This is a genomic window from Dawidia soli, assembly GCF_018598185.1.
Lineage (GTDB): Bacteria > Bacteroidota > Bacteroidia > Cytophagales > Cyclobacteriaceae > Ohtaekwangia > Ohtaekwangia soli.
The window spans coordinates 41,055-62,235 of sequence record NZ_JAHESC010000022.1 but is presented as its reverse complement, the minus strand read 5'-3'; the positions used below and the strand labels follow the sequence as shown (position 1 = coordinate 62,235).

Genomic DNA, 21,181 nt, shown 5'->3' with positions numbered 1-21,181 from the left:
TTGACCTATAGATTATATCTGTTCCAAAAACGCTGTAATATCCTCCTCCGGCGTCAACCCCAGTTTCTTCCGCAATCTATACCGGGCCATCTTCACACTCGCCTGCGAAATGCTCATCGCCGCCGCGATATCCTTCGTAGCGATCCCGATACGATACAAAGCGCACAACCGCAGATCATTGTTCGTCAGCTCAGGGTAGTTGTTTTTCAGCGTATCCAGAAATCGCCCGTGCACGCGCGAGAAGTGCAACGTAAATTCCATCCATTCCTTTTCCGGACTGAAATTATAATTGATCAGCTGCACCAACTGGCGAAAGTCACGCAGGTTGTTAGAGCCCGGACTGCGCAGCAGATCTTTCATTTTTGTCTTAAGCTCGTCCAGCAGTCTGTTCTTTTGAATGATCAGTAACGTCGAGCCGGTCAGCTCCTGGCTCTTCGCGGCCAGCTCGTCGTTCAGTTGCTGGTTGACAAGTTGCGCGTGCCTCCGTTCCGACTCTAATAGTTGTTTGTTCTTGGCCTCGATCTCCGTTGTACGTTGTGCTACGAGTTGTGCCAACGCACGCTGCCGGCGACGCAGGCTGTTGATCTGCAAACGGTATGCAGCATACAGCCCGCCCGTAACGACCGCGCACAGCAGCACCGTAAACCACATGGTTTTCCAAAACGGTGGCGTGATCACAATGCGCAGCGAAGCATATTGCTCGTTCCACACACCGTCGTTGTTCGAAGCCTTCACCTGAAACGTATACGTGCCCGGATCGAGATTGGTATACGTGGCGGTGTTGGTCGTGCCGGCCTGGATCCACGTTTCGTCAAACGGCACCAGGCGGTACGCATAACGATTCTTATCGGCGTGGCTAAAGCTCAAAGCAGCAAAACGCAGGCTGAACATCGACTGCGTATGGTTCAGCGTCACCTCCCGTGTTTTGTCCATCGGCAACAGCGGCTTGTTAAACACCTGAAAGTCGGTGATCACCACCGGCGGTACAAACGTATTCTCGCGTATGTGGTGGGGCAGGAACGACGTCACGCCCGCTATACTTCCAAAGTAAAGACGTCCGTCACCGCCGGCATACCGCGCACCGATGTTAAACTCCGCGCTGGCGAGCCCGGCATGGGTATCGAAATTCTTGAACGTTTTCTTTCGTACATCAAACCGCGACAGTCCCCGGTTGGTGCTCACCCACAGAAAACCCTGCTCGTCCTCCAGCATGCCGCACACAATGTTACCCGCTAATCCATCTTCCTCCTGAAAACTGGTAAACGTATGGGTGTCGTAATCGTAGCGGTTAATGCCCCCGCCATGCGTCCCGAACCACAGGTTCTTCTCGCTGTCCTCATACATACACACAACGTTGTCGCTGCTGATACTACCCGCGCCGTCGTCGTGATAATACGTCGTAAATGTGCCGTTGCGCTCGTGAAACACATTCAACCCCGACACCGTGCCGACCCACAACTGCTGCCGGCTGTCGCGGTAGATGCAGCGTATCGTATTAGAGCTGATCGTGCGCGGGTTTTTCAGTGTGTTCGTAAAAGAGCGGAAAGTGTTCGAGCGGGTATCGAGTAATTGCAGTCCGCCGTGGTTCGTACCGATCCAGAGCAGGTCGCCCTCCGGGTACAGTGCCCACACGCTGTTATCGCCTAAGCCATTGTGTTTGTCGTACGTAGTAAAAGATCCAGTCGTAAGATCTAACACAGACAAGCCGCCCGTGTACGTGCCGATATAGAGCCGATGATCTACTTTGGCCAGGCAAAGCACGGTGTTGTCGGCAAGGCCACCACGCTGCTTCTTGTAATAGGTAGTACCCTCCATTCCTTTTCGCACCAGCCCGCCGCCGTCGGTGCCGATCCACAGATCACCGCCGTCACGACGTATGGCCAATACAGAGTTGCTCTCACCTGCGTGCTTGATCTCGGCATATGGCGCCAGTTGCGTAAAAGCCGTGTCGGTTTTGTCAAATAAAAAGACGCCGCCCCGGTAGGAGCCCAGCCACATATCGCCCTTGGAGTCGCGGCAGAATGAGAGTATTACGTCCGTGCCGTCGCGCGGTGGTCCATCGTGTAGCGGCACCGCGGTGTCGGCTTGCTTGTCGAGCAGGAAAGCACCGCCCTGGTCCGTCCCCACCCACAAATTGCCGTTGGCATCTTCTCCCAGGGCGCGTATCGGGAACCGGTGTTGCAACGCCTTGTACAGACGAAAAGAGGAGGGGGCATCGTACCGCAGCAACGTGCCATCTTCCCGTCCCACCCACATGTGGCCCTCACCATCGCGGCGAATCGCCGTGATGGGCGACCGGCCCATAGCATCGGGGTGGTTTGTGGAGACTGGCGTAAAACGCGCGGAAGCAGGATCAAAACGCAGGAGCGTACCGACTGACGTCCCCATCCATAGATGGCCCTGCCGGTCGCGACACAGCGTACGCACCGAGTTGGCATTCTGAATGCTGTCGTTTAACCGGTAGTGATTAAACAGCCCCGACCTTCGGTTAAACCGAAACAACCCCCCGGAGGCCCCCAGCCACAGATGTTCTTTGTCACTGTCGCCCACGATCGCCCACACCGGCCGCATGGCGTAGCAGCTTTTTTGGGGAAGATCGTAGTTGGAAAAGGAGTTAGACTCCCGGTGGTATCGCGACAATCCTGCGCGTGTGCCAAACCACAAGTTCGTATCATGGTCTTCATAGACAGAATAGACGTCGCTGCTCGCCAACGAAGCGCTGTCGGTAGAGCGGTTTTTAAAAATAGAGAAGCCGGTGCCGTCGTATTTATTGAGACCGTTTTGCGTGCCGAACCACATAAAGCCCCGGCTGTCTTGAAAGATGGTATTGATCGTGTTCTGCGACAAGCCGGCATCAACCGAAAGCTGCTGCCAGTGGCGGGTTTGAGCCAGGCTGTGCGACACAAAAAGCCATAGCATAACGTATACGAGCAACGTAGTGCGCATAGGTAGGGCGGGGATTACGCCGGAAAAATAGAAAAAACAATTCCTGTGCGCGACGCACACACGCCCGGAGCAAACCGCGCATGCCAAATGGCGTGTTTAGCCGGTAAGACGAAGTTGGCATATAAATTAGTATCATTGCTCCACCAACAATCCCTCCATGATGAACCTGAAACACCTCGTCCTGCTCGGCAGCCTGTTGCTACACATCACCGTTACCCGTGGCCAGGGCTTTCTGCACACACAAGACCAAAAGATCGTAAATGAAAAAGGACAGGAAGTGATCCTGCGCGGTGTCGGCCTCGGCGGCTGGATGCTGCAAGAAGGCTACATGCTGCGCGTGCGCAGCGAAGGCCAGCAGCAGCACGTCATCCGCCGCCGCCTCGAAGAGCTCATCGGCAAAGAGCGCACCGACGCCTTCTATACCGGCTGGCTCGCCAACCACACACGCAAAGCCGACATCGACTCGCTCGCCGCCTGGGGCTTCAACTCCGTGCGCTTGCCCATGCACTATAATCTCTACACCCTGCCCGTAGACCAGGAACCTACACCCGGCGCCAACACCTGGCTCGACCAGGGTTTCGCCATGACCGACAGCCTGCTGCAGTGGTGCAAAGCCAACAAGCTATACCTCATCCTCGACCTGCACGCCGCCCCCGGTGGGCAGGGCAACGACCTGAACATATCCGACCGCGATCCCGCCAAGCCCTCGCTCTGGCAAAGCGTACACAATCAACAAAAGATGATCGCCCTCTGGCGCAAGCTGGCCGAGCGCTATGCAGACGAACCGTACATCGGCGCCTACGACATCATCAACGAACCCAACTGGGGCTTTGAAAGCCCCGACGACAAGAACGGCTGCGCCGAGCAAAAGAACGAGCCCCTCAAAAAACTGATGGTAGACATAACTGCCGCCATTCGCGAAGTAGACAAAAAACACATCATCATCATCGAAGGCAACTGCTGGGGCAACAACTACAACGGCATCTTCCCCCCGTGGGATAACAACACCGTGGTAAGCTTTCACAAATACTGGAACAACAACGAAACAACCGACATCCAGAAATTCCTCGACATCCGCCAAAGATATAATGTACCCGTGTGGCTCGGCGAGTCGGGCGAAAACTCCAACGTTTGGTTTCGCGACGCCATCCACCTCATGGAAAGCAACCACATCGGCTGGGCCTGGTGGCCGCTTAAAAAGCTCGGCGCCAACAACCCGCTCGAAGTAAAGGTCCCTGCCGGCTACGAGCAGATCCTCGACTACTGGGCCGGCAAGGGCCCCAAGCCCACGCCCGAGGAGGCATACCCCGCCATCACCGCCCTGACCGAAAACCTCCGGATTGAAAACAACATCTACCACCGCGACGTAGTAGACGCCATGATCCGCCAGCCGCATAGCGACCAGGTGGTGCCCTTCAAACCTCACACCGTCGGCCTGCCCATTGCCGCAGTCGACTACGACCTGGGCCGCAACCGATACGCCTACTTCGACCTCGACACCGGCAATTATTATATCTCAAACGGCGGCACACGCTCTACCGGCAACAAAGGCCACACCTATCGCAACGACGGCGTAGACATCGTGCGACAGGAGGGAAGCACCCCCGAGGTATACTATGTAGCAAACATCGACGCCGGTGAGTGGCTGGAATATACCGTCACCGTACCCCAGTCGGGCAACTACACAGTACGGGTAACAACCTCCGCCGAAGCCTCCGGCGGCAAGCTCTATGCAGCCCTGAACAAGACGATGACCGCGACAGCCGTCGTACCCCACACCGGCAAAGCCACCGACTGGAAGACCGTCTCCGTCGGCACCCTGCAACTAGCCAAAGGTGCGAATGCCATTCGGATCTACGCCGTCGCCGGTGGCTTCAACCTCAAGACAATAGAAATCGTTAAAGATGCTCGAAGGAAGAAATAGTGCAAACGATCACAAAATGCTCAAAGGAAAAAGACCTGCATATCGTGCAACGATAACGTTAGTCACCCTGCTAACAACAGCAGCGACGTACGGACAAAAGAAAGCCGGCGAGTTCACAATCCGCAGCATCACCACCGAATATATTTTCGAGCAAGCTCCCTTCAAATCCGCCCACGCCTCCACCGTGGTAGAGCTGTCAGACGGCAACATCGCCGCAGCCTGGTTCGGCGGCGACCACGAAGGAGCCGACGACGTCTGCATCTGGATGTCCACGCGCGACCCCAAAGGCTGGTCACCGCCCGTGCGAATAGCCGACGGAGTACAATCTGATAAAAAGCAATACCCGTGCTGGAACCCCGTACTATTCCGCATCGGCAATAAACTATACCTGCACTACAAAGTAGGCCCCAACCCACGCGAGTGGTGGGCGCAATACAAAGTCTCGGCCGACAACGGTCGCACCTGGTCTGGGGCGCAATCACTGCCGGCAGGTTACCTGGGCCCCATCAAAAACAAACCCATCAAACTGTGGAACGGCACCATACTCTACCCTTCGAGCACCGAAAGCCGCGACGAAAAGCACTGGTGCATTCACATAGAAGGATCTGACGCTACCTTGCAGAAATGGTGGAAGGTAGAAATACCGTGCGACACCTTCCAGGTCATTCAGCCTACGTTGTTGAAGTACGGCGCGTGGAATAAGATCGACAACAGCCGGTGCCCCATCAGGCTCCTCGCCCGCAGCAAGCACAACGTCGTGGTCGAAAGCTGGTCGTACGACGACGGCAGGACGTGGTCACCCCTTAAACCTACCGCCATCCCCAATCCTAATTCGGGCATCGATGCCGTTACCTTGCCCAGCGCCTTCCAGGTGCTGGTATACAACTCCCTGCCCGCCGGCAAAGAGTGGTGGGAGGGCCGCTCCGTACTAAAGATCGCCGGCTTGTTAAAGGATGAGCTTCAGGATTTCTATACGTTTGAAGAGCACCCCAAAGGTGAGTACAGCTACCCCGCCATTATTGTCGACGAAAACGGCATCGTACACATAACGTATACGGACAACCGTACGCGCATCAAATACGTCCGCATGGACATTAAAGTACCGTCACACCTGCGGTAGACAAAAAAGAGGCCGAAGGCCCCGCAGCCTCCGGCCAGGCACCCATGCAGCCTGGCTGCACACTGCCCACTGGTAAAAAAGTTTGGAATAAAAAATTCTTACAAAGAGGCCGAAGGCAACAAGCCTCCGGCCCGGGCACACGTGCATCTCTAAAAACACGGTGCCCACCCCTCATAACATGGTCGTAGGATAAAGAATCGTAAAGAAGGCCGAAGGCGGAGAACCTCCGGCCCGGGGCGCACCGTCGCACTAATCCTATTTGTGAAAAACTATGTGTGCGCCCTCATGTCAGAAATTCCTCAGATCGGGCGCGGCGCGCCACTTCGCCATACCTTCTTTCGCAGGTCGGTAAACAGGCCCGCTATCCTCCGCCGCAGCATCGCCCCCAGGCTCTCACCATCGTCGTATTTGTTAATGAGCAGAATAATCGTCATATACTCCATCATCAATTCAGCCTCGGCATCTAATTGCCGCCGGCTTTTAGTAATATCCTCCCGTTGCAACCGCTCCGCCAGGGGCAGCACTTTGTCTAAGTATTGTTTCATCAAAGGTGTGTAGCGAACGTGATCCATCGTTTTTTTATTTAATGGTTAAGAAAAAGAAACTCCACTGCGCTGCCGCCTTAGCGACAATGCATTAAAATATCAGCACACAGGTGTACAGAGCTGCATGCAGTGGCGAAGTCTTCTCCCGCATAGATGCGCCTGCCGGCAAGGCCGGCGCATCTAACACATTCGGGCTCGTTCGCGTAAAATAAAGTAGGATTATGTCCTCAGTTGAGGCGCGGTGCGGTTATTGTGAACAATGCCAGAGGTCTTGCCTCATGCGTGAGAGCGTTCACAAACTTCATGGCTTCCAGGTGGCTGATCAGGAGGTCTATTTGGTTGTTGAGCTGTTCCTGCGTTTTATGCTCGTCCTCCGTTGTTACCCACTCAGCAAGGCTGGTGGCTATTCTAAAGTAATCTTTCAGTAACGTAGTATATCTAACGGTATCCATAGGCAGTATTGTTTTTTTGTCTTAAAGATTTCGTTTCATAGGCGGGGTGTTTTAAAGTTTATATTTTTTTACCAGTGGGGTTGATGTTGATCATGGTGGCGCAAGCATTCCATAGAATAAATTTTTCTGTGCTATGGTCATCGGGTTTAGCTGTATCGTTGTCTTCATTGTCCTTGTTCGTAATGTTAATGTAAAGAAAGCACCTGCCTCCCGGCATTTCAAGTCGTGCGCATCATACAATAGCAGCTTAGTAGAATAATATATGACGCAGTTCCGTTGCATAAAATCCGTTTTAAGGAAACATTGCCCTTACAAAAATTTCCACGCAAATGAAATATTATCGATATTTGATAAAAGTAATATTCATCGTTATGATAAAAACAGATATGCGCAACCAAAAGAAAACCCACCTGGGTGAAAACGTCCGCCATCTTCGCGAAGCCTTCGGCCTGAAACAAGAGGCCTTAGCCGCCAGGCTGGGCGAGGGGTGGTCCCAGAAGAAGATTTCCGTACTCGAAAGCAGAGCCGACATTGATGACGACGATTTAAAGCAGCTGGCAGAAGGTCTGGGTGTCGGCGTAGAACACATTAAGAAATACGACCATGAAAAGGTTAAGAATTTTATCCAAAATTACTACGGGGATTATGGACAAAACAACGCACAAAATGGGCAGAATAACCACGGAGATCACAATGTCAATCCTCAACATATTGAGAAGGTGGATCATTTGGAGCAAAAGCAAGACCCTTCAGTCGAGAAGTCCAATGAACTCATTTCCCAGATAAAAAGTCTATATGACGATCTCCTCAAGTCAGAGCGCGAAAAAATCACCCTGCTAGAGAAACTTCTGGAGTCATATAAAAAAATGTAATTAAAATCTTCTCAGGTATAACAAAGGCCACCGTCAGGTGGCTTTTTTATTTGCAAGCCGCGCGCAGCGCAAAAAAAGCAACGACTGGCGCGAGTCTTCCGACCAAAGGGAGGATGACTTGTGCCTGGCATTGCCCCGGTCTCCAGACCGGCGTAAACGCATTTGGCGCAAGCCCTCCGATCTACTTTTTTTCGTCATAGTTTAGTGAAGGAGCAAAGAGCGGCCGTCCCAATAGCCATCGGGCTTGCCCCGGAGTTTTTACTCCGTTCGTATTCAGCCAGCCCTGTAAGGGCGCAACACAACAGCCCAGGCTGTAGGCCTGGGGTGCCAGACAACACATACAACCTCCAAGCCCTGAAGGGGCGTAACAATTCGAGGCACGTGCGTGGGGAATCGCATCTGGCGATTTCTTCTGACCAAGCCTAACCCCCACTTGTCGGGATGTTATAACCGCCGCTATTTCGGGTCTGAATAATATAGTATCCTATACCCCATACTACCCCGTCCCTCCCTTCGACTCTATAAATAGAAAGACCGTAAGAGGCCCCCACTTGCGCAGTGTCTTTTATAAAAACAGTTTAAAGCCATGCAAGAAGACATCCTGTACCGAAAGCTAACCGACCGTGTAGCGACCATCTTCAAAGACCTCCGAAAACAAAAGGGCTATAACAGCTACGAGGCATTTGCCTTCGACAACGAGTTTCCCCGTGCCCAATACTGGCGCGTCGAAAACGGAAGGTCCAACCTAACCCTTCGCACCATAGCCAGGCTGTTGGCCCTCCACAACCGCACAATAGACGATTTCGCGACGTTCCTCAGCAAAGGAAATGCATTGCCAGGTACACAGTAGGGGCGAAGCCCCTATAACATCAGCATCCAGCGAGTTACCGTTGCTGGCGCCGGTCTTAACCCGTTCTTAGCCCGCCATAGCTTCAGCGAAGGTGGGTCGGGCGAGACCGGTGCCCCGTACCGCGTCCGTCTACCGGCAGATGGCTGCGGTCTCCGACCGCCTTCGCCCTTAGGGGTGTAGCTACACAATCTCCGCCCACTACGACACAAAGCCAGACAATGTATACCTGAAAAATAAGGTACATACCCCGTTGTATGCTATATTTCCCTCAAAACTCCCAATAATTCCATAAAGTATACAACATTCCGGGGGAGTACCTCGTTCTTAAAATATTGAAAATTACTTCAGCTACAAAGACCCACTCAGGTTGCTAAGAACTTTTCACTAACTGTTTTTTATATGGTATCGACCAACGTTCACCCCGCTATCACCCCAGTTGTCGCACAGATCACCCGTTGCGTATTCACCTGGCCTTTTCGGCACCCCGCTACCCAGCCGTAGGTTCTGAATAGAACTTCCTTCTTGTTACAGGCCATCTCATAAACCGGGGTAGCAAAGAGCTTCTATGTTCCTACTGTAAGTATTGCGTAAACCATTAACCAAAATAGCTATGTTAAATCGATTAGTCACATTCGCAGACTGGCGAAAATTCAAAGAAGAGCTGACAGCAGAACTGTCTAAGTTGTACCAGCCGCGCACCGCCGAAGGCGTCCAACGCGAGTACATCCGTTCCAACGAGGCATGTCGCATGTTGCAAGTCTCGATAGGCACCTTGCACAACCTTCGCGCAAAGAACATCCTCCCATTCACCAAAATAGGAGGCGTAGTATACTACAAGGTAGAAGACATAAAGTACGTGCTCGATAAACACAAGAAATAGGAATCGCCATACATAATCAATAGTCATGTCTGATACAAATTTTAAGTTCTTTCTTCAAGACGATTCGGGGAGATATTCTAGTACTTGGACAGTCTCAACGATAGATAATAATATTCATGTAATAGCCACTTGCGTAGGCGGAACGACCAAAGTCAGCATATATCCAACAGGAGAGTGTGAGGAATCGTCGGATCTGTATCTCCGAGGCGAGTCCCTTCCGCTACATGTGCCTCCGTTAAAATCACAACGATGGTATAAACGACAGGTAGCCAGTGGCTTGTTTAGGTTGCTGGACGTCCACATGCCGCATCATCTCCTTTCCGGCAATGATCGCTTTCGCCCATCGGGTGGCTATAAGCTTCCGCCTGTTTTAGGATACGGGGTTACGAGTGTCGGCATCTTCGAGTCTCTCTATGATAGAGGTAAACTCGGCTGGCGATTGAAATCGTGCAAATATGATTGCCTGCATTCCCACCGGTTGCCCGACGGCAGGTATCTATACGTAGTGGTGTACGGAAGTTCCCATGATTTTCCCGACTGTCCCGCCGGTGACGATGAATTCTATTCGGACGAGCTAAGTCGACTTATAAAACCATACCACAATCCGCGCACGAGAGTAGGTTGCTATGTGGATACAATTTTTAGTACAGCATCCTTGATGAGCCTGGTCACACAAGTGCTGGAGGTGCTTTCTCGCGGAGAATTTGAATAGTAAAAAGGCAGATTGATATTATCAGTCTGCCTTTTATTTACTCAGGCGCTCATCCATCACGCGTCATAGACAAGCGCCACCGGTTACTCACCCTCTTTCTCCACAGCAGTCTGGCTCACCGCCGTCACAACGCTCCCCGCCACCGCCAGGTACCCTGCCAGTGAAACGATCGCCGCCGGCAATGCTATCGGCGACGCCACCAGGGCGCCACTCGCCGCCACCAGCGATAGCCCGATGGTGCGCAGAACTTTAAAAAACCTGGGAGTAGGTGCTTGCAATCTTTGTATTACACTCATGTTAAATTGGATTTAATAGTTAAATAGACTTCTTCTTGTTTTTTCATCGCCGCAAAGACTAGGTCTTCCGGCTTCAACCTCAGTTCCATTACGCTTGCGGTTTATCGATCAGTACAAACGCCATCGCATTGAAGTTGCCGTTAATGAGCGGGTAGTGTTGCCCGTTCACCAACTGCAGAAACTCGATCCCAAACGCAACAAACACCGTTTGTTCGTTCGCGTCGGGCGTAAAGGCAGCGTTTAATTGCAGCGCCGCCACGTCCCTGTTCACAGCAAGCTCCGCGCTCGCAACCCGAGCCGACCGAAAACGACTGTTTTCAAAGTCAACCGTAGAAGCCGCCGCCAGGAATCGAAAGTGCGTCGTACCCTCGGGAATCAGCATCATCTTCTGCGGGTTGAATGCAGGTATATCGATCGTAGCCTGCCCCGTCACCCGGTCGAGCGACGCCTCGAATATCACGTAAAAAGTACTGGCCAGTGTACCATCTACGTTGAACTCAAATCCCGTCAACAGTTCCTGGTCACCCTCCAGCATGTTGCGCTCACCGCGCAGGCTTACCGGGTCTGACTTAACGATCTTCACCGCCTCCCTGATCAACCGGCTGGTAATACGCTTGTCGGCAATCCCCGCCGCAATATCCCGAAATGCCGAGCGAATCAGTTTCGCTCCTTGCGCGCCGCGTTTAAACTCTGCGTTGTTCTCCCGGGTACGGGCAAACCTCGGGTCCGACTTGATCTTGTCGCCACTCACGCCCGTTTTTTGTCGAGCCACAAACCCGTCCTTTGTCTGATAGAACAAAATACCACCGAGTTCGCCTTCCAGCTTAATAAAACTTTTTTGTCTTGCCATAATTGAAAATACATTTAAGTAACTCGAACTGTTGCAGGTCGTTCGTCACACCTTTTTGCTGCAGCGATTCAAACATAGCGCACCGCCGAGGTAAAACATAGCGACCGGATACCAGGTGGTACATAGTGGTACATCAAGTACACAAGAAGTACATAATGGTACATAATAGTACATAATGTATCCGTGCAGCTCAAATGGACTCAAACAAACTCAAAATAATTGTCGGACATGAGTGCGAAACGTCAACGAGTTACAATCAATTGAAAAGCATGTATAGCACATGGAGATTAGCATGGAGTATAGTATTTTAGGTAAAAGATACGCTTCACCTATAGGCATACCTATCCCATACCTATATCAAAGCTATCCCTGACTTATAGTAACCTTATATCGAGCTTATATAAAATAAATCCCAACCATGGCACATCCCCGCATGATCATCTTCCCGAAAGACATCCAATTAATCATAGGCCTCGGCTACCGTGCCTCAGTCCGCCTGCATAAGAAAATTTCCATGAGTTTGGGAAAAGCATCACATCAATATTTAACGACTCATGAATTTTGCGAGTTTATGGGACTTGATTTAAAAAGAGTTGAATTGATGCTCAATCAAACATAGCGCTCGGGAAGGTTTTTTGCGGTTTCTCGGCATGATTATCGATTCCAGACGATTGTGTGAAACTTTTGCGTTATTTTGTACGTATTAACGTACGTAATTATTAACTTGGAAGGCCATCAAGAGGAATTGACATGAAAACAGCGACTATTACAGACTTCAGGCAAAAAATGAAAGAACATCTCGATGAGATTCAGCAAGACCAGGATATCCTCGTTCTGACGGGACCTAAAAAGAAAGATTTTGTGATCTTAACGCTTGAGACGTTCAACGCCATGGAAGAGACTGCACATTTGCTCTCAACCTCGGCAAATACAAAACGTCTTATGGAGAGTATCGCGCAGGATAAAGCTGGTAAAGCGACAGTCCGGGAGTTAAACCTTGAGGGTAATAAGCCCAAGGCTCCGGCCCGCAAGCGTTCGGCAAGAGCAAAGTCATCGAGGTAATCGGCATGCAAATAGCATTTACGGATCATGCATGGGATGACTATTTATATTGGCAAACCAACGACACCGACACCTTACAAAAGGTCAATGATCTTATTAGAGAAATAAAGAGAGAGCCCTTTAAGGGAACTGGTAAACCCGAGCCGCTGAAAGGAAATCTTGCCGGTTACTGGTCGCGACGAATTACCGGTGAGCATCGGTTTGTTTACAGAATTTCGGGAATAAAGCCCAATCAGATATTTACGATAATTCAGCTTAGATTTCACTATTGAAATTTGTTGAACAACGGAAGCATTGCTATTCTCTTTACGTCCACAAAAATCAAGTATGTAATATTTCGCCCAAAAAAGCGATTTCATAGTAGCTGAACCACGTTCAACGGCCAAATACATCTGTTCAACTATATCCTGTCCGCCGGTATCTCACTTAATAAAAGCGAGGTATTCAAATCTTTCATACATCTTACCTCAGATTGATCGCAAAACAAGCACCGGAAATAAGCCGGGGTTTGTCTATGGCTTACTTTTAGATGATCTTCCATATCCAATACCTGGTATGACTCATCGCATGCTTATCCCTCGTCCGTCCTTTTTACTACGGCAGATAGGCGTTATAACATTCGTCATGCTGATGGCGTGTGTCTCCTCCACTGCGCAGAACTTCCGCGGAGAAGGATATAAACGACGAACCAAAATGTACAGCACGGCCTGTGGTCTCTCTAAAAAATGGGGGAAAAAGCCTCGCAAAAACAAAGGCAAGTCTTCGTATGTAGAAGGAAAAAACGTTGTATTGAGCAACTATACCAAAACAACTCCTCAACCCAAGCCTAAACCACCGGCTCCCGACCCTGCGCCGCAGGTGGCTCAAACAGAACATAAAGTCGAAAAGATAGACGAAAAAAAGTTGGAGCAGCTCCATCACAAAGAAGACGAAGTGCTCAAGGAAAATAAGCTGCCGGAGCCGACCTCCGAAAAACACGAGCAGGTCAGAAAAGTAGTAGCCGAGAAGCTCAAGAGCAAACCCGATTCAGAACCGCTTCCCCTGGCACCGCTGTATTTCACCTTCGACCAGGATGAATTTGCCGTGGTAGACATGGAGCCCTTTCTGATCGCCACGGAATATGCCCTGCAGGGCCACACCGTACTGATCGAAGGCCATACCGACGACCGCGGCGCAGACGACTATAACATGCAGCTTTCGATCAAAAGAGTTCAGAAGATCCGCCAGCTCATGCTCGACATGGGCGTGCCCGACGAGCGCATTTCAATAGTAGGATACGGCGAGGCGGTCAAGAAGAATTCCAACAAAACGACGCAGGGCCGTCAGATGAACAGGCGCATAGACTTCACGGTCTTTTAAGGATTTTAAGTGCTCGGGGTACCGCTGCATCACAGCGCACTGACGCCCTTCAACGCGTGTCGGCCCTTTCCCAACGTCGACAACGCGTGATACATTCCCAGCACGCCCGCGAACTCGGTCTGCACCGCAGGCACAATCTCCGGCACGTTGTCTTTCACCCACGAATGCGTCGCGACCATCTCCCGCACCGCCGGAATGATCACATCCTGACTTTTCATAATACCGCCACCGATAATGATCCGCTCCGGGTCATACGCATGAATCAGTGATATAATTCCTAAAGACCATACCTTCAAACAGTGAGCCAGCACTTCTTTTGCCAGCGCATTACCCTCGCGGCTCCCCGCAAACACAGCCTTAAACGTGATCTCCTGCTCCCGTGCCAGGGCACTACCTGCAAACCCCTGCTGCCGGCGCACATAATCTTCCAGCGCCCACGCCGAGCACTCCGTCTCCAGGCAGCCGATATTGCCGCAGTTGCACGTGCTGCCGTGTACATTCAGCGTCATGTGTCCGCCCAGGTTGCCCGCCACGTGGTTGCGCCCGCGAAGCAACTTGCCATCGATCAGCACAGCACTGCCAAAACCGGTACCTAATGTTACCAGCACCAGGTTATCACACTGCTGCCCGGCCCCGTATTGCCATTCACCCATCAACGCCGCGCGCGCATCATTCTCCACCGCCAGGGGAACACCCCAACGGCGATGCGCCCATGCCGACAGATCAAAATCCTGCGCATCTGGATATTTTACATACCGCGACAGGATTTTCTTATTCCCCGCATCGACAATACCCGGGAACGCCACCCCTACACCCGTGGGCGTCAACCCATGCTCGCGCAGCAATCCCTCCACCACATCACCCACGCCCTGCAACCGCTGTTCCAGGTTCACGCGTGACTCCGCATCGACCTTCGTATGAGCCAAGAGCTTCCCATCCGCCACTAAACCGATCTTGATCATCGTCCCCCCCATATCGATCACCACCCCAACTTCATTCATAGCATGCACTTGTTATAGTATGTCAGATTATTTCGTCCGCTTAGACACAGATAGTCTTGTTGGTAAACATTACACCAGGCATTAACCGGCACACCCGGCAACTGAGTAACGTTTACCAAACAAGACATCCAACCGACCAATTAACCCAAATGGTCATTGTGCTTGCCCGCCATAGCTTTAGCGACGGCGGGCCGTTAGCACCCTACAAAGATGCAAGCCTGCGCATGAAGGTGCCTGTCCGATTGCGTCAACGAATGATCGAATTGCGCTGATGCCTGGCATCTGGCGATTTCTCCCGCCAACGCTGAAAGGGCGTGACAAATTCGAGGCACGCAGATGAGCCCCGAGCAATTAAACAAAGCGTGCTATAGGATGCCGGCGGGAAATCAGCCCTTGCGGGCGCCAAACACCTTGCGATACTCCAGCGGATTGTACCCCGTGGCCAGTTTAAAATAACGGGTAATATTTCCGGGATTGTCAAATCCCATCTCGTACGCGATCTGCTGTACGTTCAATTCAGATTCCGTCAGCAGGTATTGGATCCGCCGGATGCGCACTTTCTTGATCTCATCCAGGATGGATGAATTAAGCCGCACCTTAAATTTCTTTTCCAGGATGCGCCGCGAATGCGTCGTAGCCTCGACCACATCAGTTACACCGATGTCTGCCGCCGGCGCATGCGTGTTAATAAATGTCAACGCCTTGCGCACCTCTTCATCGTCGATCGCCAACGCGCTTGTCGACTGCCGATCGACAATAGCCTTAGGCTTATGGATAAAGTTAGCGCCGGGCCGCACACCCGTCTCCATCCACGCCAGCAACCCCTGCGCAATCTCAAAGCCCGCCTGCATCGCGTTCTGGTCGATACTCGACAGCGTCGGCTGCGTCATCTCACACAGCAACGCGTCGTTATCCACGCCGAGCATCGCCAGCTCGTCCGGCACAGCATACCCCGCATCCTTGGCGGCCTCCAGCAGATGTATATTCAGCTCGTCGGTGACCGAAAAGATCGCGCACGGCTTTGGCATCGCGCGTACCCAGGCCGAGAGACTCGCCGGCAGGTCTTCCCACAACATGGTACGGTCGTCAAACAGGAACGCGTTCGGCTGAATACCTGCAGCCCGCGCAGCACGGGTAAAACCCGCCTCCCGTTCAGCCGACCATTGAAACTGCCGGAAACCGAGAATGCCAAAGTGTTTATACCCTTTGCTCAAAAAGTACCCGGCGCCCAACGCACCGATGGCCTCGTTGTCGGCCCACACGTTGACAGCGTCCTCGTATAACGCCGTATGCGGCGAAACGATCAGCGGCACCTGCCACGCCTGTACGCTGCGCAGGCCCGGCATCTCCCGCGCAATAATGCCCTCGGGATGCCAGTCTGACAAACGCTTCAGCAGCTTGTCCTGGTTTTCGGGATGAATATAGCGGGGCGAATAAAAGAAGAAAGTGAACTTGTCGTACAGCTTGTTAAAATGCGTAATGCCCTTCAGCACATCGCGGTCATACGCGCGCGCGGCGTCCAGCAATACGGCAACCTTAAAACGAGTGTTTCTCACAGAGCATGCAACAGCCCGGAAGGTAGCGATAAAACATCACTTTGCCGCCTTCGGGGCGTCGGCCCATCGCTCCAGCAGCGTAATGGCTTTATACAGTACCCCCGCCGAACCGCGAAACGTACCCGACCCCTTTGGCTCGTTCGTCACAGAGTACCATTCAAAGAAACCCTTGTTTCGTTCGGCACGGTCCAGCATCGGCTGCAGCTGTTGCACCGCCTCGGCCACAAAGCCGTGCAGCACCAACTGCTGGATCATCCGTCCGCCAAACCAATCCCAGTCGCCGCCGTTCTGGTATCCATAGGGGTACATGCCCTCATTCACAAACGTACCCTTGGGGTAGGGGGGATAGAGGGTGAGCCCGATCGTAGGCGCGCCGCTGGCCTGTACGTTGCGGATCATCGTTTCCAGCGACGCACGGATCTCGTCGTGGTTCAACAGCCCCGCCTCAATGGCCACCGCCGTGCCGCCGTGATAATAAATAGAGTTCTCGTCCAGGCTGTCCGGAAAAGGGCTCCCGTTCAGGTATATATGCGGAATAAACTTCTGGCGGGAGGCATCCCACAAATGCTTGCGGACGTTGGCCGCCACAGCCTCGCGTATCGGCCCCCAGTGCGCACGTTCGGCCGGCAGCAGCTCCAGGAAATTGTCGATTGCAATCAGGAACATGGCATTGTCATACACGTCGATGGCGTAGTGCGTATCCTGGGTAAGGTACACGCCCCAGTTGTGCTCGGGCTGCACATCGCCCCAATCGGCCGTCGTGGCACCATAGATCAGTCCGTGCGTACTATCATACCGTTGTTCCATCAGGAATTGCAGCGACCCCTCCAGCCGCTCGGCCACAGACTTACCGCCGACCGTATCGCGCAGCAGCGTTGTATCCTTCGTCGCACGTATATACTTGTACACCGCCTGCACCAGCGACGACTCCTGGTCGGTCTCTACCGTGTTCTTATGCCCGGCATAGCGCGGCTCCAGGTCGGAGTACAGGTACGTATAGCCCCCGCCCGCTTTCTCTTTCGGAATAAATCCATCGATAATGTTGCCGTCGGCACCCTGCAAGCGGAAGAACACCAGTAGGTTTTCGCGCAGCTGCGCGGCCGGAAGCACCTCCGCCGAAAGCTCGATAAAAGTGTTATAGTCGCGGATCCACACTTCGCCATAGCCGTCGCCCGCATTAAAACCCGAGCGCACGACCGACCGTGCCAGATCCTTGGTGTAAGCATAGCTTTTGTTCTCGCGTATCTGGCGGGCAAGCTCCCCCGAGCCGTCTGAACGTGTACAGCCCCAGAAACAGAAGGCAGCCAGGAGCGAAGCCACGGCGTTGTTTATCGTCTTGTTGGTCATAGCATAGTCAGGCAACAAACTGTTGCACAATAGTGCGAAAGTGTTAAATACCCGGTCGGCGACGGTTTCAAATTGCGGCAAAAATCTGTCTAAATGCGAAAACACCCGCGCCCGTAAATCCGTACATTTGTCGTCACCCCCATGAAGCGCATCACGGTTCTTGTCCTCCTGTCCATGCTTGCTGCCTGCCGGCAGCCCGATCACGCCCCGCCCGCCATTTCTTTTTATTACTGGAAAACAACCTTCCGGCTGCCCGCCGCCGAGCGGGCCGCCCTGCAACAGCACCGCGTGTCCACCCTCTACGTTCGTTATTGCGACGTCGCCCTGCGGCAGGGGCAACCCGTGCCGGTATCACCCATCGTGTTTCAGGAAGCGCTACCCCGCTCCGTTGCCATCGTGCCCGTAGTGTATATAAAAAACGAAGTCATGCTGCATCCCAACCTCGACGTAGCCGACATCGCCCAAAAACTACTGCACTACATCGACCAGATAAACGCCGACGCCGGCATTCAAACCGGCGAGCTTCAGATCGACTGCGACTGGACACTCACCAGCCGCGACACCTACTTCCGCTTCCTCGACCAGCTCAAGCGTCAAAGCGCCAAACGCCTGTCGGCCACCATCCGCCTGCACCAGGTGAAATACTACGCCACCACCGGCCTGCCGCCCGTTGACCGTGGCGTACTGATGTACTACAACATGGGCCGCATCGGGCCCGCCGCCGCCCGATCGATCTACGATCGCCCCACCGCCCAGGCATACCTGGGTTCCATTCATGCCTATCCCCGCCCACTCGATGTAGCCCTGCCCCTGTTTACATGGGCCATACACCTGCGCGACGACAAGGTAATAGGCCTGCTGAACAAGACCGACCGCGACACCTTTGCCAACGACCCGCACTTTGAACAGAAAACGCCGCCCTTCTTTGAGGTAAAAGAAAATGTCCTTAAACTAGGAAAGTATTTTAAACAAGGCGACCGCGTAAAGGTCGAAGCCATTACCGCAGACGACCTGCGCGAAATGGCCGATGATCTTTCCGGCGAACTGGCCCAGCCCCCGGCACAAATACTGTTCTACGACCTCGACGCATCGAATCTCAACCATTATAACCATGAAAAAGATCTCCTGGAAGACGTTAGCCGTTCTTTTTAGCATTCCCGCGCTGGCACTGATCGCCTACGGCGTGATCTACGCCTGCGCCGGCGGAGATTGGGAAGGCTATGACTACGACTCGAGCTTCACCCCCGAGGTATATGTAGACGAATCCTACGCACCGCTGTTCTATGCACCGAACGACATATTCTACGGCATCGGCTTTGACGCAGAATACGTGGGACGGTTCAACGACGACATCGTAGCCGATTGGTCAACCTATTTGAAGGGGCGGCTTTCCACAGACGAAGTCTCCATGCTTCTCCTCAAAGAAGAAGGTGTCACAGCCGTAAGCCAGCTGTACACCGCGCTGCAGAAAAAACAACAACCGCCGCCGGCCTTCAGTCGCATCAACCTCGTGGATGAACGCGTCAAGGGTTTTATCATCTTCCTGAACCTGGCCAAAGAGATTGAGAACGCCAGCACCACAGCCTATGAATGGTGGGATTACGACGAGTCGAAAAAACAACCCGTCGTCACGCCGCAAACCGTCGCCCGCGCCGAGCAGCTGTACGCAGGAGCCAAAGACGAGTTCCTGAAGAACCGCTATTGGTTCCAGGCCATGAAGGCAAACTTCTACAGCGCCAACAAACAGAACGCAACCGCGTTCTTCGAGAAAACCAGGAACACCGTGCCGCAAAACACCCTGTACTATCGCAGCATGGCGTATGTAGCGGGGGTTGCCTATCAACAGAAACAATACGCCACCTCCAACTATCTCTACAGTGTCGTGTTCGACAAGTGCCCGGTACTGCGCACCGTAGCCACCTATAATTTCCACCCGCAGGAAGAAGCAGACTTCCAGGCCTCGCTGGCCATGGCCAAAAACGCAGAAGAGAAAGCGACACTCTGGTCACTGTTCGGCTACTATGCAGACGAGAAAGAAGCCATCCGGCAAATCTATAAACTGAACCCCAAGAGCGATCACCTGGACTATCTTCTTACGCGATTGGTTAATAAAGAAGAAATTAGCTTGAATAGCGAAGGCTTCACCAGCGCAGACGAGTACCGCGAGCATCTGAAACGACAGGTAGATCAGCAAACATTACAGCTCGTGACGAGTCTGGCCAAAGAAGGCAAAACCGGGAAACCGTATCTGTGGAACCTGGCCGCCGGCTACCTATCTGTATTTAATGGCGACAATACCCAGGCCACGCAATATTTTAGCAAGGCAGAAAAAGAAGCACCTCCATCCGACCTGGCCACCGCCCAGCTGCGCATCCTCCGCCTCATCAACACCCTGCACAGCACTAACCGGCTGGACGCCGCCGTCGAAACGCGCCTGCTACCCGAACTCGAATGGCTCTACAAGACCGGTGATCAGGAAACACTCCGCAGCATGCACGTCACGAGCTGGAGCCGGCGTTACCTGGCATCACTATACCGCCACCAGGGCAACGTCGTGCAGGGAGAACTATTCGACCGCAACCGCACCTACTACCGCACAGCCTCAAACCTGGAAGCCATGAAAGCCTTCCTGCAAAAAGCCAACTATACCCCCTGGGAGAAAATGGCGCTTTCCCTCTACGACGTAAACCTCAGCAACATTTACGAATACGAAGCCATCATGGCGGCGTACGAAGGTAAACTTGAGAACGCCATCGCCCTCATGCAAAAAAGCGGTAACACCGACCAATTACCCGGCAATCCATTCAACGGCAAGATCCAGGACTGCCACGACTGCGACCACGCTGCCGCGCAAAAGGTAAAGTACACGAAGCTCTCCTTCCTCCAAAAAATGAAAGAGATGCAAACCCACGTAGACAAGAGTGAAGACATTTATAACAACAGTCTCCTCCTGGGCAACGCCTACTACAACATGACCTACTTCGGCAACGCCCGCGCATTTTACTACAACAACATCCTGGATCAGTACGGCATCTATATCGACGACCACTACAACCCCCAACTGATGACCTGCACCACCGCCAGTCGCTACTACAAAATGGCCCTCGCTGCCGCCACCACCGACGAGCAGCGCGCCAAATGCGTATACCTGATGGCCAAATGCGAGCGCAACGAAAAATTCAAAGGCGACCCCGAAAACGAATCCCTCGCCTGGGAAGGCTTCAAACAACTAAAGACAAAATACGCCCACACCAAATACTACAAAGAAGTGATCAACGAATGCAGCTATTTCTCCATCTACCTAAACCGTGGCCACTGACAAAGCCAAGGAGACAAAAGGCTTACCACCCTATAAACGCCCGGCCACCCCAACCACTAAACCACGGGTGCAAGGATGCTGGAAGGGGAA

General features: G+C 52.8%; 19 protein-coding genes. 11 read left to right on the top strand and 8 right to left on the bottom strand.

The genetic code is table 11. The features are described 5' to 3' along the window. Positions 1–12 precede the first annotated feature (12 nt). Positions 13–2,946, bottom strand: a complete 2,934-nt coding sequence (locus KK078_RS15865; RefSeq protein ID WP_254091274.1) for a two-component regulator propeller domain-containing protein — start codon at positions 2,944–2,946, stop codon at positions 13–15. 157 nt (positions 2,947–3,103) lie between these two features. On the opposite strand from KK078_RS15865, the gene KK078_RS15860 reads away from it, so the two are divergent. Beyond that, positions 3,104–4,870: a cellulase family glycosylhydrolase gene (locus KK078_RS15860; RefSeq protein WP_254091273.1), complete on the top strand. Its 1,767-nt coding sequence runs from the start codon at positions 3,104–3,106 to the stop codon at positions 4,868–4,870. Between the two features lie 16 nt (positions 4,871–4,886). Next, on the top strand, positions 4,887–5,990 hold the full coding sequence (locus KK078_RS15855) for a sialidase family protein (protein WP_254091272.1): 1,104 nt from the start codon (positions 4,887–4,889) through the stop codon (positions 5,988–5,990). Positions 5,991–6,289: 299 nt separating this feature from the next. Here the strand turns inward: KK078_RS15855 and KK078_RS15850 are convergent, their stop codons facing one another. Both KK078_RS15850 and KK078_RS15845 read right to left on the bottom strand, forming a co-directional pair. Further along, complete coding sequence (locus KK078_RS15850) at positions 6,290–6,535, bottom strand: hypothetical protein (RefSeq protein ID WP_254091271.1); 246 nt, start codon at positions 6,533–6,535, stop codon at positions 6,290–6,292. 227 nt (positions 6,536–6,762) lie between these two features. Further along, entirely contained in the window at positions 6,763–6,987 is a 225-nt protein-coding gene (locus KK078_RS15845; RefSeq protein WP_254091270.1) for a hypothetical protein, read from the bottom strand. 371 nt (positions 6,988–7,358) lie between these two features. Between KK078_RS15845 and KK078_RS15840 the strand changes: the two genes are divergently transcribed. From KK078_RS15840 to KK078_RS15830, 3 genes are all read left to right on the top strand, one after another. Further along, positions 7,359–7,859 carry a helix-turn-helix domain-containing protein gene (locus tag KK078_RS15840; protein WP_254091269.1) on the top strand — a complete coding sequence of 167 codons (501 nt, stop codon included), beginning with the start codon at positions 7,359–7,361 and terminating at the stop codon, positions 7,857–7,859. Positions 7,860–8,445: 586 nt separating this feature from the next. Continuing rightward, complete coding sequence (locus tag KK078_RS15835) at positions 8,446–8,709, top strand: helix-turn-helix domain-containing protein (RefSeq protein WP_254091268.1); 264 nt, start codon at positions 8,446–8,448, stop codon at positions 8,707–8,709. Positions 8,710–9,319: 610 nt separating this feature from the next. Further along, complete coding sequence (locus tag KK078_RS15830; protein ID WP_254091267.1) at positions 9,320–9,589, top strand: helix-turn-helix domain-containing protein; 270 nt, start codon at positions 9,320–9,322, stop codon at positions 9,587–9,589. A gap of 795 nt (positions 9,590–10,384) precedes the next feature. Here the strand turns inward: KK078_RS15830 and KK078_RS15825 are convergent. Both KK078_RS15825 and KK078_RS15820 read right to left on the bottom strand, forming a co-directional pair. Continuing rightward, entirely contained in the window at positions 10,385–10,597 is a 213-nt protein-coding gene (locus tag KK078_RS15825) for a hypothetical protein (protein ID WP_254091266.1), read from the bottom strand. Positions 10,598–10,685: 88 nt separating this feature from the next. Next, entirely contained in the window at positions 10,686–11,447 is a 762-nt protein-coding gene (locus KK078_RS15820; protein ID WP_254091265.1) for a hypothetical protein, read from the bottom strand. Between the two features lie 418 nt (positions 11,448–11,865). On the opposite strand from KK078_RS15820, the gene KK078_RS15815 reads away from it, so the two are divergent. The 4 genes from KK078_RS15815 to KK078_RS15800 all read left to right on the top strand — a co-directional run bounded on the left by KK078_RS15815 (position 11,866) and on the right by KK078_RS15800 (position 13,868). Then, positions 11,866–12,066 carry a hypothetical protein gene (locus tag KK078_RS15815; RefSeq protein ID WP_254091264.1) on the top strand — a complete coding sequence of 67 codons (201 nt, stop codon included), beginning with the start codon at positions 11,866–11,868 and terminating at the stop codon, positions 12,064–12,066. Positions 12,067–12,197: 131 nt separating this feature from the next. After that, positions 12,198–12,509, top strand: a complete 312-nt coding sequence (locus KK078_RS15810) for a type II toxin-antitoxin system Phd/YefM family antitoxin (protein ID WP_254091263.1) — start codon at positions 12,198–12,200, stop codon at positions 12,507–12,509. Between the two features lie 5 nt (positions 12,510–12,514). After that, positions 12,515–12,781, top strand: coding sequence for a Txe/YoeB family addiction module toxin (locus KK078_RS15805; RefSeq protein ID WP_254091262.1), 267 nt, complete (start codon positions 12,515–12,517; stop codon positions 12,779–12,781). Between the two features lie 352 nt (positions 12,782–13,133). After that, the gene (locus tag KK078_RS15800; RefSeq protein ID WP_254091261.1) at positions 13,134–13,868 is read left to right on the top strand and encodes an OmpA family protein; all 735 of its coding nucleotides are present in this window, start codon (positions 13,134–13,136) and stop codon (positions 13,866–13,868) included. A 29-nt stretch (positions 13,869–13,897) separates the two neighbouring features. Here the strand turns inward: KK078_RS15800 and KK078_RS15795 are convergent, their stop codons facing one another. From KK078_RS15795 to KK078_RS15785, 3 genes are all read right to left on the bottom strand, one after another. Further along, positions 13,898–14,869 (bottom strand): ROK family protein, encoded by a 972-nt coding sequence (locus tag KK078_RS15795; protein ID WP_254091260.1) that lies wholly within the window; start codon positions 14,867–14,869, stop codon positions 13,898–13,900. 386 nt (positions 14,870–15,255) lie between these two features. Then, positions 15,256–16,425, bottom strand: coding sequence for a XylR family transcriptional regulator (locus KK078_RS15790; RefSeq protein WP_254091259.1), 1,170 nt, complete (start codon positions 16,423–16,425; stop codon positions 15,256–15,258). A gap of 36 nt (positions 16,426–16,461) precedes the next feature. Continuing rightward, positions 16,462–17,772: a glucosidase family protein gene (locus KK078_RS15785; protein WP_254091258.1), complete on the bottom strand. Its 1,311-nt coding sequence runs from the start codon at positions 17,770–17,772 to the stop codon at positions 16,462–16,464. Between the two features lie 141 nt (positions 17,773–17,913). Between KK078_RS15785 and KK078_RS15780 the strand changes: the two genes are divergently transcribed. Beyond that, positions 17,914–18,924 (top strand): hypothetical protein, encoded by a 1,011-nt coding sequence (locus KK078_RS15780; RefSeq protein WP_254091257.1) that lies wholly within the window; start codon positions 17,914–17,916, stop codon positions 18,922–18,924. Then, entirely contained in the window at positions 18,884–21,091 is a 2,208-nt protein-coding gene (locus KK078_RS15775) for a hypothetical protein (RefSeq protein WP_254091256.1), read from the top strand. The genes KK078_RS15780 and KK078_RS15775 overlap by 41 nt, the downstream gene beginning before the upstream one ends. Positions 21,092–21,181 lie beyond the last annotated feature (90 nt).

What these genes read in the sequence shown, in the direction of transcription:
- KK078_RS15815 (WP_254091264.1), top strand. Translation starts at nt 11,866, where the DNA reads ATGGCACATCCCCGCATGATCATCTTCCCGAAAGACATCCAATTAATC.
- KK078_RS15835 (WP_254091268.1), top strand. Translation starts at nt 8,446, where the DNA reads ATGCAAGAAGACATCCTGTACCGAAAGCTAACCGACCGTGTAGCGACC.
- KK078_RS15795 (WP_254091260.1), bottom strand. Translation starts at nt 14,869, where the DNA reads ATGAATGAAGTTGGGGTGGTGATCGATATGGGGGGGACGATGATCAAG.
- KK078_RS15850 (WP_254091271.1), bottom strand. Translation starts at nt 6,535, where the DNA reads ATGAAACAATACTTAGACAAAGTGCTGCCCCTGGCGGAGCGGTTGCAA.
- KK078_RS15855 (WP_254091272.1), top strand. Translation starts at nt 4,887, where the DNA reads ATGCTCAAAGGAAAAAGACCTGCATATCGTGCAACGATAACGTTAGTC.
- KK078_RS15840 (WP_254091269.1), top strand. Translation starts at nt 7,359, where the DNA reads ATGATAAAAACAGATATGCGCAACCAAAAGAAAACCCACCTGGGTGAA.
- KK078_RS15865 (WP_254091274.1), bottom strand. Translation starts at nt 2,946, where the DNA reads ATGCGCACTACGTTGCTCGTATACGTTATGCTATGGCTTTTTGTGTCG.
- KK078_RS15800 (WP_254091261.1), top strand. Translation starts at nt 13,134, where the DNA reads ATGCTGATGGCGTGTGTCTCCTCCACTGCGCAGAACTTCCGCGGAGAA.
- KK078_RS15845 (WP_254091270.1), bottom strand. Translation starts at nt 6,987, where the DNA reads ATGGATACCGTTAGATATACTACGTTACTGAAAGATTACTTTAGAATA.
- KK078_RS15785 (WP_254091258.1), bottom strand. Translation starts at nt 17,772, where the DNA reads ATGACCAACAAGACGATAAACAACGCCGTGGCTTCGCTCCTGGCTGCC.
- KK078_RS15805 (WP_254091262.1), top strand. Translation starts at nt 12,515, where the DNA reads ATGCAAATAGCATTTACGGATCATGCATGGGATGACTATTTATATTGG.
- KK078_RS15830 (WP_254091267.1), top strand. Translation starts at nt 9,320, where the DNA reads ATGTTAAATCGATTAGTCACATTCGCAGACTGGCGAAAATTCAAAGAA.
- KK078_RS15810 (WP_254091263.1), top strand. Translation starts at nt 12,198, where the DNA reads ATGAAAACAGCGACTATTACAGACTTCAGGCAAAAAATGAAAGAACAT.
- KK078_RS15820 (WP_254091265.1), bottom strand. Translation starts at nt 11,447, where the DNA reads ATGGCAAGACAAAAAAGTTTTATTAAGCTGGAAGGCGAACTCGGTGGT.
- KK078_RS15780 (WP_254091257.1), top strand. Translation starts at nt 17,914, where the DNA reads ATGAAGCGCATCACGGTTCTTGTCCTCCTGTCCATGCTTGCTGCCTGC.
- KK078_RS15825 (WP_254091266.1), bottom strand. Translation starts at nt 10,597, where the DNA reads ATGAGTGTAATACAAAGATTGCAAGCACCTACTCCCAGGTTTTTTAAA.
- KK078_RS15775 (WP_254091256.1), top strand. Translation starts at nt 18,884, where the DNA reads ATGAAAAAGATCTCCTGGAAGACGTTAGCCGTTCTTTTTAGCATTCCC.
- KK078_RS15860 (WP_254091273.1), top strand. Translation starts at nt 3,104, where the DNA reads ATGATGAACCTGAAACACCTCGTCCTGCTCGGCAGCCTGTTGCTACAC.